We start from the raw sequence: 13,076 nt of genomic DNA on the forward strand, positions 1-13,076 counted from the left end.
AGGCGATTGAGGCGCGGGGTCCGGGGCGGAGCCCCGTGGGCTCAACCACGGGGGCCGGAACCCTGCGTCAGGGCGTGACCGTCAGGGACGCCAGGATCGCGGAGGCGAGATCCGCGTCGCCCTCCACCTTCACCCGGTCCGACACAGCGTCCAGCGCCACGCGGCCACAGGACAGCCGCACATACGTCTCCCAGTCCATGGCGATCGTCACCGCAGGGCCGAGCGACGGGGAACCGTCGATCGTGCCCCTGCCGTCGGCGTCCACGCGTACCGTGCGCAGGAACTCCACGGGGCCGTGCACGTCGAACACGACGGCCGAGTCCGCCGGGGCACCCGCGTCCTTCGTGACGATCTTCGGGAGGATCGACAGCAGCAGGTCACGGGTGACGTACGCGCCCGGGGAGTCGAGGTTGCCGGGCTTGCCGAGGGACCAGCGCAGGTCCTGCTCGTGCGCCCAGATGTCGAACGCCCGCCTGCGCATGGCGAATTCGAGGGTCTCCTCGATGCCGCGCGGACCGCGCACGATCGTGGAGGGTTCGCGGGACTCGTTCCGCAGGTGCCGGGAGCGGCGGATGATCGTGTACTCCAGCTCGGAGACCATTTCGGGTGCCGTGTGGTGCCGGCGGATGTCGACCTGGATCTCCTGGTACCGCTGCGACTCGGTCCGCACGTGGTAGAGGTCGCGGGGCAGCGTGTGGATGGGGCGCGGGTCGCCGAGCATCTCACAGTCGCTGCCGATCACGTGCGAGACGATGTCGCGCACCGACCAGCCCGGACACGGTGTGGCCCGGTTCCATTCACCCTCGGCGAGCGGGGTGACCAGCTCGGATATCGCTTCGGCGGAGTGGGTCCAGGCGTCGGCGTAGGTCTGAAGGCTGGGGTGGAGACTCACGGAAGGGGACCCCTCGAGCGGTGGTACACGGGCGTTTAGACAGTCGTCGGGCACGGGCGGTGGGTGTCTTGAGAGGCTAAGTTACGCTGCCCGTAGGCACCCCGGCAGTGCTTTGGTGTGACGAACGCAGGGCTGTTGTTGACGTAGAGCCGACGGCTCGAATGCCAGGACGGTGGTAGTGTGCGCGCCTCGCTCATCCAGATCGCGGTAAATGACGACAAAGCGGCCGAGTCGGTCAACGACCGCCGTGAGCGCGTCAGTTCACTGGTCCGGGCCGAGGCGGGGGCCGCCGACCTCGTGGTGCTCCCCGAGCTGTGGACGACCGGGGCCTTCGCCTACGAGCAGTTCTCCGAGGAGGCCGAGCCGCTGGAGGGTCCGACCTTCCAGGCGATGTCCAAGGCCGCGCGGGACGCCGGCGTGTGGTTGCACGCGGGTTCGATCCCCGAGCGGGACCCGGAAGGCCCGCTCTACAACACGTCCCTTGTCTTCTCCCCCGACGGTGAACTCGCCGCCGCCTACCGGAAGATCCACCGCTTCGGCTTCGACAAGGGCGAGGCCGTGCTGATGGGGGCCGGCGAGGAACTGGTGACCGTGCGGCTTCCGGAAACCGTGGCCGGGGTCACGACCTGCTACGACCTGCGGTTCCCCGAGCTGTACCGGGGCCTCGTCGACCGGGGCGCGCAGACGATGATCGTGTCGGCGGGCTGGCCGGAGCGGCGGCGCTCGCACTGGACGCTCCTCGCGCAGGCGCGGGCCGTGGAGAACCAGGCGTTCGTGCTCGCGTGTGGAAGTGCCGGTACGCACGCGGGGGTCGCGCAGGCGGGGCACAGCATCGTCGTCGACCCGTGGGGCGCGGTGCTCGCGGAGGCGGGGGCCGGGGAAGAGGTGCTGCGCGTGGAGTTCGACCCCGCGAAGGTCGACGTCACGCGCGCGCAGTTCCCGGCGCTGAAGGACCGCCAACTGGGCCTGGCGGCACCGGCAAACTGAGCCCCGCCGCCGCGTGAGGCGCGCGCTCCGGGGCGGAGCCCAGAGCCCAGAGGCCGCGGCCCCGAGGTCAATCCACCACCCCCCGCTCCTTCTCCGCCAAGTGGATCACGCACACCGCCACGGCGATCAGCAGCGCCGGATCCGCGTCCTCACGCACCACGTTGACCCCATAGGTGTCCCGCACCCGCAGCCAGCGCCGCGAGATCTCGGCGAGGAGCTCACCCTCGTACTCGACGGCGAACTCCCGGTCAAGGATCTTGCCGCTGACGTCGAGTTCGGTGCTGCCGTCGGCGAGCTGGACACGGTAGTGATTGCGCAGCAGGGAGAGCCGCTTGCGCTTGATTCTGGCCAGCTCCTCGTCGCCGCGCTCGATGACCATCGTGTCGCGCAGCGCGAACACCTTCTTGTGGATGTCGATGAGGACCCGCCCGTCGGGACCCTTCAGCTCGAACGTGTCCCGCAGACGCATCGCCTTGCCGTCGACGAGGAACGCCTTGCGGCCCTGCTCGTCCTCGATCCAGTAGTCCTCGCCGATCCCGAGGATCCGCTCTCTCACTTCGTAGCGCATACGTCCATGAGTGCCCGGAAGTCGGGAGGAGGATCCCCGCCCCGGTGTCCTTTCGGGCCGGATGAGGGAACGGGCGCATCGCACGGGGCTCGAGAAGGTGCACGTAGAAAGCGAGTTCAGTGGTGGGTGCAACCATTCGAGGGATTTTTGGGTCGTATGAGGTGGACGTGACCTTACGACCAAAGGAACCGCATGTTGCGCGCACGACCCCACAGTGTCCGCAGAGCACGGATCGGCCTGCTGTCCGCGGCCCTCGTCGCGGGCGGCCTGACCGCCGTGTCACTGACCCCGGCCCAGGCGGCCCCGGGGGCGATCTCCACCGGAACCACCACCGCGGGCAAGGCGGCCGCCGGGAAGGCCGACCCCGCGGAGGACTTCAACGGCGACGGGTACGCCGACCTCGTCACCGCCGCGACCGGAGGCACGATCTCCGGCCACGCGCAGGCCGGCTACGTCGCGGTGACGTACGGCTCGGCGAACGGGCTCGACCCCGCGAACAAGAAGCTGATCTCCCGTTCCACCAGCGGGATCCCGGGCTCCGCGACCGCCAAGGAAGCGTTCGGCCAGTACGTCACCAAGGGCGACCTGGACGGTGACGGCTACAGCGACCTCGTGATCGGCTCCAGGAGCAAGGACGCCGGCAGCGTCATCGTCTGGGGCTCGGCCTCCGGGCTGACGGGCGGCACGAAGATCGCCACGTACGGAAGGTCGCCGCAGATCGGCGACTTCGACGGCGACGGCAAGGCCGACCTGGCCCTGCTCGGCGACATGGGCAGCTACGGCGACGACCCCGATCACCAGCCCGCCGCCCTGTGGAAGGGCCCGGTCTCCCGCGCCGGCGCCCCCGCCCAGAAACTGAACTTCATGGACAAGTCCGAGTGGTGGGGCTACGGCAAGGACGACGCCACCTGCGTCGACGACCAGTACGGCTGCGTGGACGGGCCCGATTCGACCACAGGACCCGTGATCTTCAAGGCGGTCGGCGACATCAACGGCGACGGCCGCGACGACCTGGCCCTGCGCTCGTACAACGGCGACGGCATGTGGAACAACACCGTGCTGTACGGCAGCGGTTCGGGCTTCAAGCGCGGTTGGGCACCGGAGACCCAGGGGGAACTGGCCTCCGGTGACGTCAACGGCGACGGGATCGACGACCTGGTCGTCGGCTCCGACCCCGAGGAGTCCGACATCGGCGAGACGAACCAGAAGGTCACCGTCGCGTTCGGCTCGAAGGACGGCCTCACGGGCAACGCCACGCAGACCTTCGACCAGTCCCTGCCCGGCTTCTACGGCGCCCAGGAGGACGGCGACAAGCTCGGCTCCTGCGTCTCCGTGGCCGACGTGGACGGCGACGGCAAGGCCGAGGTCGCCCTCGGCATCGCGGGCGAGGACTTCAGCGGCCTCACCGACGCCGGCTCCTTCGCCCTGCTGCACGGCAGCGCGGACGGCGTGACCGGCGAGGGCTCCCAGGTGTTCAACCAGAACACGGCGGGCGTGCCCGGTGTCGCCGAGTCGGGCGACGCGTTCGGCGCGGGCTGCCAGCTCCTCGACACCAACGGTGACGGCCACCGTGACCTCGCGGTCTCCTCGACCGCGGAGAACGCGTCGGCAGGCGCCGTCTGGTCGTTCCCCGGAACCGCCACCGGCATCACCGCGACCGGCTCGAAGGCCTTCAACCCGAAGGACCTCGCGGCCCCGGACACCAAGGCGCTGTTCGGCAACCCGCTGCGCTGACCCGTACGGGCCGCACCCCTCACACAGGGGTGCGGCCTTACGCGTCCCTAGGCAGCCCTGCGCGGACCTACCCCGCCGGCTCCGCCGAAGGCGTCCGCAGCAGCCGCGCCACCGGCCGCTCCCGGGCGACGACCTGACCCACCGAGATCCCCACGCACACCACCGTGAACAGCACGATCAGCCACGACAACAGCGTGAACACGAGCCCGAACGGGCCGAATTGGGCGAGCGACCGGTTCAGCACACGCGGCATGTACAGATGCGAGGCCCACGACAGTGTGACCACGCCCGCCCCGGTGAGCAGCGCTCCCGGCAGCAGCGGCAGCCACGCCACCCGGCTCCCGAGCAGCAGATGCTGCGTCCACCACCACAGCAGCACACTCGTCGCGTACGACAGCGGAATCCCCAGCCACGCGCCCGCCCCGAACCCGTCGCGCAGCAGGCCCTGCGCGAGGATCGCCGTCAGCCACACGCCGAGCCACGCGAGCCACCGCCAGGCGACGAGCCGCAGCCCGGCCGGCGGCAACTCCCAGGACCGCTCGCACAACCGCTGCAGCGCCCGGCTGCACGCGGTCGCCGACAGCAGCGTGACGAGCACGCCGACGGCCCCCGAGGTGTCACGCGTACCGGAGTCCCCCGCCCCGTAGACCTGCTTGACCTGGTCGAGCGAGTCGCCGTTGAGCCCCATCGCGGTACGCGACGAGTCGAGAAGCTGCTGGCGCACGGCCGACGGCGCGAACGCGGCCACGACGAACAGCACCGGGATCGCCGTGAGGAACGCCTGCGCGGCAAGCCGCGTCGACGAGTCCAGCAGCCGCACGGCACCCACCTGCCGCACCGTGCGCGTGACGAACGGAACCCGCTCCCGCACGGTCTCGACCTGCCCGGTGGCCCACTGGACGGTACGGGTGACACGCCCGCTGCTCTCACTCATAACTGCCCAGCGTCAACCACACACCCACCGGGCGCACGGCTGCCGCGCCGGGGCCGGGGCGCCTTGGGCTACGCCTCTAGATGTGGCGGTTCCGCTCTTCCTCGATCACGGTCGTGTGGTTGGCCGGCGGGACCAGGCCCCGGCGTTTGCCGATGCTGCGGAACGCGAAGACACCGATCAGGCCCACGATCATCAGGATCCAGCCGACCAGGTCGAGGTTGACGCTCTGCATGTGCCAGTCGGTCGCGAACGCGAGGATCGCGCCGACGGCGATCAGGATGATGGAACCCCCAAGGCTCATCAGGTCCGCCTCCTGTGGTGTGTACGGAAATGCGTGAGGGGCCCGAGTACCCCCGAACCCCTCGTCCTCACACCGCTGTTGGCGCGGGCGGACCCGCTCAGCCCTCCAGGAACGCGGTGAGCGCGTTCGCCAGCAGGTACGGGTCGTCGGCGCCGCACAGTTCGCGCACGCTGTGCATGGAGAGGATCGCCGCGCCGATGTCGACGGTCTTGATGCCGTGCCGGGCCGCGGTGATCGGGCCGATCGTCGTGCCGCACGGCATCGCGTTGTTGGACACGAACGACTGGAACGGGACGCCCGCCTTGTCGCACGCCGCCGCGAACACGGCGCGGCCCGAACCGTCGGTCGCATAGCGGTTGTTGACGTTCACCTTGAGGATCGGGCCGCCGTTGGCGCGCGGGTGGTGCGTGGGGTCGTGGCGCTCGCCGTAGTTGGGGTGCACGGCGTGGCCGGTGTCGGAGGAGAGGCAGATCGTGCCCGCGAAGGCGCGCGCCCTGTCCTCGTACGAGCCTCCGCGCGCGAACACCGAACGCTCCAGGACGGTGCCCAGCAGCGGGCCGTCGGCGCCGGTGTCGGACTGCGAGCCGTTCTCCTCGTGGTCGAAGGCGGCGAGCACGGGGATGTACGGGAGGTCGTCCTGCTTGCTGACCTCGGCGAGCGCGGCCGTGCAGGCGTGCACGGACAGCAGGTTGTCCATGCGGGGTCCCGCGAGGAGTTCCTTGTCGCGACCCAGGTAGGACGGGGCCTCGATCGCGTACGTCATGAGGTCCCAGCCGGTGATGTCGCCGCGGCCGAGCCCGTTCTCGTCCTCCAGGAAGGACAGCAGGTCGGCTTCGCAGACATCGCCGCCGTCGCCGCCGAGGCCCCAGATGGGCTGCATGTGGCGCTGCTTGTCCAGCTTCAGGCCGTCCGACGTGACCGATCGGTCCAGGTGGATGGCGAGCTGCGGGACGCGCAGCAGGGCCCGGTCGACGTTCACCAGGCGCTCGCTGCCGTCGCGCAGGGATACGCGACCGGCGAGGCCGAGGTCGCGGTCGAGCCACGAGTTGAGCAGGGGTCCGCCGTAGATCTCCACGGCGATCTGCCGCCAGCCGTTGCTCGCCATGTCGGGCTGCGGCTTCACGCGCAGGTTCGGGGAGTCGGTGTGGGCGCCGACGATCCGGAACGGCGTGTGGGCCGACGCCCCCTCCGGGACGTACCAGGCGATCACGGCGCCGCCGCGGGTCACGAACTTTCCTCCGCTTGTCCCGTCCCAGGCGTCGGTCTCCGCGACCTGCTGGAAGCCCGCCTTCTCCAGGCGTGCGGCCACGTTGGCCACGGCGTGGTACGGCGTGGGGCTCGCCGCGAGGAAGGACATCAGGTCGTCGGTGTGCCCGCGATCGAAGGGGCGGGAGGAGGTGTTCATGCGGCCAAGGGTAGCCAGTCCCTCCGGGTGGGGCGTGGCCCTGTGGGCCTGCCTTCGGCGGCCCCCGCGCCTTCCCCTGCGGGGTGCGTCGCGTTCGGCGTCCTGCGGTTTCCGCGTGGTCCGGTTTGCGCCCACGCGGCGGAGCCGCATATCGACACAGCCCCGCGCCCCTGAAGGGGCGCGGGGAACCGCGCGCGCAACCGTGAGTGGGCGTGTCCGCGGACGAGGTCGTGCACTGTGGCCACAGGCGAAGGCCCGCCGCCCCGCAACAGGGACGACGGGCCTCACCACGACAGGGTCTAGAAGGACGCCTCGTCGAGGTCCATGAGGTCGACGCCGGACTCGCTCGTGGTCTGGGCGAGCTTGCGCGCACCCGTCACGCCCGGCAGGACGTTCGCCGCGAAGAACTTCGCCGCGGCGATCTTGCCCTGGTAGAACGGCACGTCCTTGCCGGCCGCGCCCGCCGCGAGCTTCTCCGCGGCGACGGCCGCGCCCTTGAGGAGCAGGTAGCCGACGACCACGTCGCCGGAGGCCATCAGGAGGCGGGTCGTGTTGAGGCCGACCTTGTAGATCGACTTCACGTCCTGCTCGGTGGCGACCAGGTCGTTGATCATGAGGCCGACGATGGCCTCCAGCTCACCGGCCGCCTTGGCGAGCGTCTCGCGCGCCGCGGTCAGCTCCTCGCCGCCGGTCTCCACGGCGAGGAACTTCTTGATCTCCTCGGAGAGCGCGTTCAGCGCGGCGCCCTGGTTGCGGACGATCTTCCGGAAGAAGAAGTCCTGGCCCTGGATCGCGGTCGTGCCCTCGTAGAGCGTGTCGATCTTCGAGTCACGGATGTACTGCTCGATCGGGTACTCCTGCAGGAAGCCGGAGCCGCCGAACGTCTGGAGCGACTGGGCCAGCTGCTCGTAGCCCTTCTCGGAGCCGTAGCCCTTGACGATCGGGAGGAGCAGGTCGTTGAGCGCGTGTTCGGCGGTCGCGTCCTCGCCCGCGGCCTCCTTGACCTGGATCGCGTCCTGCACGGAGGCCGTGTAGAGGACGAGCGTGCGCATGCCCTCCGCGTACGCCTTCTGCGTCATCAGGGAGCGGCGGACGTCGGGGTGGTGCGTGATGGTGACCTTCGGCGCCGTCTTGTCCGTGCTGCGGGCCAGGTCGGAGCCCTGGACGCGCTCCTTGGCGTACTCGAGGGCGTTGAGGTAGCCCGTCGACAGCGTGGAGATCGCCTTCGTGCCGACCATCATGCGGGCGAACTCGATGATGCGGAACATCTGGCGGATGCCGTCGTGCTTGTCGCCGATCAGCCAGCCCTTGGCGGGGTGCTGGTCGCCGAAGGTCATCTCGCACGTGTTGGAGGCCTTGAGGCCCATCTTGTGCTCGACGTTGGTGGCGTAGACGCCGTTGCGCTCGCCCAGCTCGCCGGTCTCCCAGTCGAACTCGAACTTCGGGACGAGGAAGAGCGAAAGACCCTTGGTGCCGGGGCCGTGGCCCTCGGGGCGGGCGAGGACGTAGTGGAGGATGTTCTCCGACATGTCGTGCTCACCGGACGTGATGAACCGCTTCACGCCCTCGATGTGCCAGGAGCCGTCCGCCTGCTCGACGGCCTTGGTGCGGCCGGCGCCGACGTCCGAACCGGCGTCCGGCTCGGTCAGCACCATCGTCGAGCCCCACTGCTTCTCGACGGCGATCTCGGCGACCTTCTTCTGCGCCTCGTTGCCCTCCTCGAAGAGGATGCCGGCGAACGCGGGACCGGAGGAGTACATCCAGACCGCCGGGTTGGCGCCCAGGATCAGCTCCGCGTGGGCCCAGATGAGCGAGCGCGGGGCGGTGGTGCCGCCGATCTCCTCGGGGAGGCCGAGACGCCAGTACTCGGCGTCCATGAAGGCCTTGTAGGACTTCTTGAAGGAGTCGGGGACCGGCGCCGTGTTGGTCTCCGGGTCGAAGACCGGCGGGTTGCGGTCGGCGTCCGCGAAGGACTCCGCCAGGTCGTTCTCGGAGAGGCGGGTGACCTCTTCGAGGATGCTCCTGGCGGTGTCGACGTCCATCTCCGCGAACGGTCCGGTGCCGTACAGCTTGTCGCGGTCGAGTACCTCGAAGAGGTTGAACTCGATGTCGCGGAGATTCGACTTGTAATGCCCCATGGCGACGGCTCCGTAAAGATCGGGGAGGCGGGTCGTCCGGGTCACCCGGACCGTCCTCGTACGCATACCAACTAGTAACCACCACAATGCTACCCGTGGGTAATAAGAATCAACCCCCAGTGGGCATCTGTGACGAACAAGGCGCCTCGGCGCTCTCGTCCCGCCACCCCCTCGGGCGTCGGTAGTCTTTCCCTCATGTACGGCTACGACCAGAGCCCGGGTGCCGGGCAGCAGCAGTACGCGCCGCCGCAGGGCGGGTACGGGCAGCAGGCTCCGCCGCTGTACCCGGAGCCGTCGCCGCCCTCGCTCACGGACGCGGTCCGCGCGTTCACCACGGGCTCGATGTCCGCCGAGGACTTCCAGCAGATCTTCGCCTCGTCGAAGGTCTACTGCCCGCGCGGGGACAACCCGGGCTTCCTCGCGCTGCACAACACGCAGCAGCCGGTGATCCCGATGTTCAGCACACTCAAGGAGCTGCGCAGGTACGCGGGCAAGGAGTCCAAGTACTTCGTCATCACCGGCGCCGAGGTCATCGACCTGCTGCCCACCGGGTACGGCTTCGTCCTCGACATGGAGGGCGAGCACCGGATGGTCTTCGACGCGAAGGCGGTCGAGGAGATGGTCGACTTCGCGATGCGCCGCATGTACGGCTGACCAGCTGACCAGCTGGTTGCCCGGGGCTTCTGACTCCTACCGGCGCAATATCTTCCCGCTTGGATGCTCTCTGGTTGCATAGCGTCACATTTAGTGAGTTTTTGATTACGTCCAGTGATCAAGAAAGTGTGCACCGCTCTGCCTCCGAGAGGAACTCATGGTCCCCGCACTTCCAGCCCGCCTGAGAGCGCGCGTCGCGATGGGCGTCTGCGTGCTCGCGGCGGGCGCCACGGCGCTCGCGTCCCCGCTCCTGACCCCGGCCCCCGCGGGCGCGGCGAACCGTCCGGCACCGGCCGCCGGCGAGGCCGTCAACACGCTCGTGGCGGAGGACTTCGGCCGCGACAGCCTCGGCGCCGGCCCCTGGACCGCCGTGCCCGGTGTCCACGACGGTGCCGACGGCTACTCCTGTCTGACCGCGGCGCGCGGCCGGCCGGGCCCGCTGGCCGCCTGCCCCTCGGGCACCCGTGACGCGGAGGGGCAGGGGGTGCTGCGGCTGACCGACAAGAAGAAGTACCAGGCCGGATACCTGATCTACGACGAGGCGGTCCCGTCCGACGCGGGCATCACGGCCACCTTCGACTCGTACCAGTACGACACCGCCACGGCGCTCGGCGCCGACGGCATCAGCTTCTTCCTGCTCGACGGTGCGGCCAAGGTGGGCAAGCGGGGCGTCTTCGGCGGCGCCCTCGGCTACAAGGACCTCCCCGGCGGCTACCTGGGCCTCGGCCTCGACCAGTACGGCAACTTCTCGAACCCGAAGTACGGGGGTGTCGGCGGCCCGGGCAACCGGCCCAACACCGTTGCGCTGCGCGGCGCGACGGACATCGGCTCGCCGTACATCTCCGGCTCGAAGCGGGTCAGGCAGCTGGCGACGCAGAAGGTCAAGAAGCGCGACGCCGCGCGCCGCAGCGCGCGGGTCGAGCTGACCCCCGACGGAGTCCTCACCGTCACGATGGACTTCCATGACGGCACCGGCTACCAGCGCCTGGTCGGCCCGGTCGACCTGCACCGGATCCCGGGGCAGCCCGATGTGCCGAAGACGCTGAAGTTCGGCTTCGCCGCGGCCACCGGAGCGCACACCGCCGTCCACGAGGTCAGCGACATCCGCTTCCAGAAGCTGCCGCCGGACCTGTACGTCACCCCGAAGGTCACCGGGAAGTTCGTCGCGGGCGGCACCGGCAAGCTCGAACTGACGGTGGCGAACAGGCCGGGCGCGGGCCGCAGCGAGCAGCCGGTCACCCTGAAGACCAAGCTGCCGCCGGGCCTGACCCCGAAGTCGGCGAAAGGCGACGGCTGGGACTGCCAGGTCGAGGACCGTGAACTGACCTGTACGCGGCCGGGTTCGCAGGACGACGCGCTGCCGCCCGGAGACGCGTTCCCGCCCGTCGTGGTGCCGGTCGACGCGGGCGAGGACGCCGGGCCGTCGGCCCCGGCGGAGGTCCGCGTGGACACGCCGGGCGAGGAGCTGCGGGCGAACAACGTGGAGAAGCCCGAGCTCGTCGTCGGCCGTAAGAGCGGCCTGTGGCTGAAGGAGTCGGCGAACCCCGACCCGTACGTGGCGGGCAAGCCGCTCACGTACACCGTCGCCGTCGGCAACCACGGCCCCAGCAAGGCGACGGACGCCCCGCTGACCGCGAAGGTTCCGGACGTGCTGGAGGATCCCAAGTGGACCTGCGAGGCGAGCGGCGGCGCCGAGTGCCCCGCCACTCCGGAGGGGCCCGGGCTCGACACCCCGGTCACCCTGCCGGCCGACGCGAAGCTGGTGTTCAAGGCCACCGGTGACGTGCCCTCCGACGAGACGGGGCCGCTCCCCGGGAACGCCAGGCTGATGCCGGCGCCGGGCGTCCCGGACGACAAGTGCGGCAACGGCTGCACCGACCGCGCGGAGGTGTCCGGTTCGCGGCGCACGGCCCTGAGCGTGGAGCACCGGCACACGCCGAAGGTGCTCCAGTCCGGCGAGGACGTGACGTACGAGATCGTCGTGCGCAACGAGGGCCCGTCGGACGCGAAGGGGGTGCGGATCCAGCAGGCCGCACCCGAGCTGGTCAAGGGCACGCCCTGGACCTGCAAGGCCCGGAAGCCCAGCGTGTGCGGCGATCTGAAGGGGAAGGTGCCGGTGTCGACGACCGCCGACATCGTCGCGGGCGGCGAGGTCGTCTACACGATGTCGGGTCCGCTGAAGCGGGACGAGCTGGTCAGCGAGGTGACCGTCGACCCGCCGCTCGACGGCGTCGACGCCAACTGCCAGAAGAGCTGTTCGGTGAAGGACACGGCGGACCTGCCGTGATCGGAGCCGCAGTGGCGCTCTGACGGCGCCGCACCCCACACGGGCCCGGACGCGAAGACACCAGCGTCCGGGCCCGTGGCATGTCCGGAACCCCACCGGGAATATCCGTCGACTTGCAGGATGTTCACCGTTCAACTAAATTGATGGCAGACCCCGAGGAGGCCGCCATGCCCGCTGTGACCGTCGAGAACCCGCTGACCCTGCCCCGTGTGGCCGCGCCGGCGGACGCCGTGGCGCGCCCCGTGCTCGCCGTGACGACCGCGCCGAGCGGTTTCGAAGGGGAGGGCTTCCCGGTGCGCCGCGCGTTCGCCGGGATCAACTACAAGCACCTCGACCCGTTCATCATGATGGACCAGATGGGTGAGGTGGAGTACGAGGCCGGCGAGCCCAAGGGCACCCCTTGGCACCCGCACCGCGGCTTCGAGACCGTCACGTACATCATCGACGGCACCTTCATCCACCAGGACTCGCACGGCGGTGGCGGCACCATCACCAACGGCGACACCCAGTGGATGACGGCGGGCAGCGGCCTCCTGCACATCGAGACGCCGCCCGAGTCGCTCGTCATGAGCGGCGGGCTGTTCCACGGCCTCCAGCTGTGGGTCAACCTGCCCGCCAAGGACAAGATGAAGAACCCGCGCTACCAGGACATCCGTGGTGGCCAGGTCAAGCTGCTCACGACCGCCGACGGCGGCGCGCTGCTCCGCGTCATCGCCGGTGAGCTGGACGGCAACGAGGGCCCCGGCATCACGCACACCCCGATCACGATGGTGCACGCCACCGTCCGTCCGGGCGCAGAGGCGACGCTGCCCTGGCGCGAGGACTACAACGGCCTCGTGTACGTGCTCGCGGGCCAGGGCACGGTCGGCCCCGACCGGCGCCCCGTGCACACGGGACAGACCGCCGTCTTCGGCGCGGGCTCGTCCCTGACCGTGCGCGCCGACGAGACCCAGGACGGGAACACCCCCGACCTCGAAGTGGTCATCCTCGGCGGGCAGCCGATCCGTGAGCCCATGGCGCACTACGGCCCGTTCGTGATGAACAACAAGGCCGAACTCCAGCAGGCCTTCGACGACTTCCAGGCCGGTCGCCTGGGCGTCATCCCCAGCAAGGAGCGTCTGCCGCACACCGGCTGATGCACCAGCAGAAGTGACGCCCCGTCACTCGGCCGGACCC

At 70.0% G+C, this 13,076-nt stretch carries 11 protein-coding genes; 5 read left to right on the forward strand and 6 right to left on the reverse strand.

Going from position 1 to position 13,076, the window contains the following annotated elements; genetic code table 11:
- Positions 1-67 precede the first annotated feature (67 nt).
- On the reverse strand, positions 68-892 hold the full coding sequence (locus ACP4E5_RS23785; RefSeq protein WP_425831848.1) for a maleylpyruvate isomerase family mycothiol-dependent enzyme: 825 nt from the start codon (positions 890-892) through the stop codon (positions 68-70).
- A gap of 180 nt (positions 893-1,072) precedes the next feature.
- Between ACP4E5_RS23785 and ACP4E5_RS23790 the strand changes: the two genes are divergently transcribed.
- Positions 1,073-1,879, forward strand: a complete 807-nt coding sequence (locus ACP4E5_RS23790; RefSeq protein WP_425831850.1) for a carbon-nitrogen family hydrolase — start codon at positions 1,073-1,075, stop codon at positions 1,877-1,879.
- A 67-nt stretch (positions 1,880-1,946) separates the two neighbouring features.
- On the opposite strand, the gene ACP4E5_RS23795 is transcribed toward ACP4E5_RS23790, so the two are convergent.
- Positions 1,947-2,447: an LURP-one-related/scramblase family protein gene (locus ACP4E5_RS23795; RefSeq protein ID WP_425831852.1), complete on the reverse strand. Its 501-nt coding sequence runs from the start codon at positions 2,445-2,447 to the stop codon at positions 1,947-1,949.
- 192 nt (positions 2,448-2,639) lie between these two features.
- Between ACP4E5_RS23795 and ACP4E5_RS23800 the strand changes: the two genes are divergently transcribed.
- Positions 2,640-4,181: an FG-GAP repeat domain-containing protein gene (locus tag ACP4E5_RS23800; protein WP_425831854.1), complete on the forward strand. Its 1,542-nt coding sequence runs from the start codon at positions 2,640-2,642 to the stop codon at positions 4,179-4,181.
- A gap of 67 nt (positions 4,182-4,248) precedes the next feature.
- Here ACP4E5_RS23800 and ACP4E5_RS23805 read toward each other — a convergent pair whose 3' ends face one another.
- The 4 genes from ACP4E5_RS23805 to ACP4E5_RS23820 all read right to left on the reverse strand — a co-directional run bounded on the left by ACP4E5_RS23805 (position 4,249) and on the right by ACP4E5_RS23820 (position 8,959).
- Positions 4,249-5,115: a YhjD/YihY/BrkB family envelope integrity protein gene (locus tag ACP4E5_RS23805; protein WP_425831856.1), complete on the reverse strand. Its 867-nt coding sequence runs from the start codon at positions 5,113-5,115 to the stop codon at positions 4,249-4,251.
- 76 nt (positions 5,116-5,191) lie between these two features.
- Positions 5,192-5,416 (reverse strand): DUF6458 family protein, encoded by a 225-nt coding sequence (locus ACP4E5_RS23810; RefSeq protein ID WP_425831858.1) that lies wholly within the window; start codon positions 5,414-5,416, stop codon positions 5,192-5,194.
- A 97-nt stretch (positions 5,417-5,513) separates the two neighbouring features.
- A complete protein-coding gene (locus ACP4E5_RS23815) occupies positions 5,514-6,821 on the reverse strand; it encodes a M18 family aminopeptidase (protein WP_425831860.1) in 1,308 nt (435 codons plus the stop codon).
- Positions 6,822-7,120: 299 nt separating this feature from the next.
- Positions 7,121-8,959, reverse strand: a complete 1,839-nt coding sequence (locus ACP4E5_RS23820; RefSeq protein ID WP_425831862.1) for an acyl-CoA dehydrogenase — start codon at positions 8,957-8,959, stop codon at positions 7,121-7,123.
- Positions 8,960-9,154: 195 nt separating this feature from the next.
- Between ACP4E5_RS23820 and ACP4E5_RS23825 the strand changes: the two genes are divergently transcribed.
- The 3 genes from ACP4E5_RS23825 to ACP4E5_RS23835 all read left to right on the forward strand — a co-directional run bounded on the left by ACP4E5_RS23825 (position 9,155) and on the right by ACP4E5_RS23835 (position 13,036).
- A complete protein-coding gene (locus ACP4E5_RS23825) occupies positions 9,155-9,613 on the forward strand; it encodes an SseB family protein (protein WP_266711827.1) in 459 nt (152 codons plus the stop codon).
- A gap of 157 nt (positions 9,614-9,770) precedes the next feature.
- Entirely contained in the window at positions 9,771-11,900 is a 2,130-nt protein-coding gene (locus ACP4E5_RS23830) for a lectin-like domain-containing protein (protein WP_425831864.1), read from the forward strand.
- A 167-nt stretch (positions 11,901-12,067) separates the two neighbouring features.
- On the forward strand, positions 12,068-13,036 hold the full coding sequence (locus ACP4E5_RS23835) for a pirin family protein (protein WP_425831866.1): 969 nt from the start codon (positions 12,068-12,070) through the stop codon (positions 13,034-13,036).
- The last annotated feature ends 40 nt before the right edge of the window (positions 13,037-13,076 follow it).

The organism is Streptomyces fractus, from assembly GCF_049844455.1.
Lineage (GTDB): Bacteria > Actinomycetota > Actinomycetes > Streptomycetales > Streptomycetaceae > Streptomyces > Streptomyces fractus.

Excerpts from the sequence above, each read along its gene's own strand:
- ACP4E5_RS23800 (WP_425831854.1), top strand. The coding sequence starts at position 2,640 with ATGTTGCGCGCACGACCCCACAGTGTCCGCAGAGCACGGATCGGCCTG.
- ACP4E5_RS23805 (WP_425831856.1), bottom strand. The coding sequence starts at position 5,115 with ATGAGTGAGAGCAGCGGGCGTGTCACCCGTACCGTCCAGTGGGCCACC.
- ACP4E5_RS23795 (WP_425831852.1), bottom strand. The coding sequence starts at position 2,447 with ATGCGCTACGAAGTGAGAGAGCGGATCCTCGGGATCGGCGAGGACTAC.
- ACP4E5_RS23835 (WP_425831866.1), top strand. The coding sequence starts at position 12,068 with ATGCCCGCTGTGACCGTCGAGAACCCGCTGACCCTGCCCCGTGTGGCC.
- ACP4E5_RS23820 (WP_425831862.1), bottom strand. The coding sequence starts at position 8,959 with ATGGGGCATTACAAGTCGAATCTCCGCGACATCGAGTTCAACCTCTTC.
- ACP4E5_RS23810 (WP_425831858.1), bottom strand. The coding sequence starts at position 5,416 with ATGAGCCTTGGGGGTTCCATCATCCTGATCGCCGTCGGCGCGATCCTC.
- ACP4E5_RS23825 (WP_266711827.1), top strand. The coding sequence starts at position 9,155 with ATGTACGGCTACGACCAGAGCCCGGGTGCCGGGCAGCAGCAGTACGCG.
- ACP4E5_RS23815 (WP_425831860.1), bottom strand. The coding sequence starts at position 6,821 with ATGAACACCTCCTCCCGCCCCTTCGATCGCGGGCACACCGACGACCTG.
- ACP4E5_RS23830 (WP_425831864.1), top strand. The coding sequence starts at position 9,771 with ATGGTCCCCGCACTTCCAGCCCGCCTGAGAGCGCGCGTCGCGATGGGC.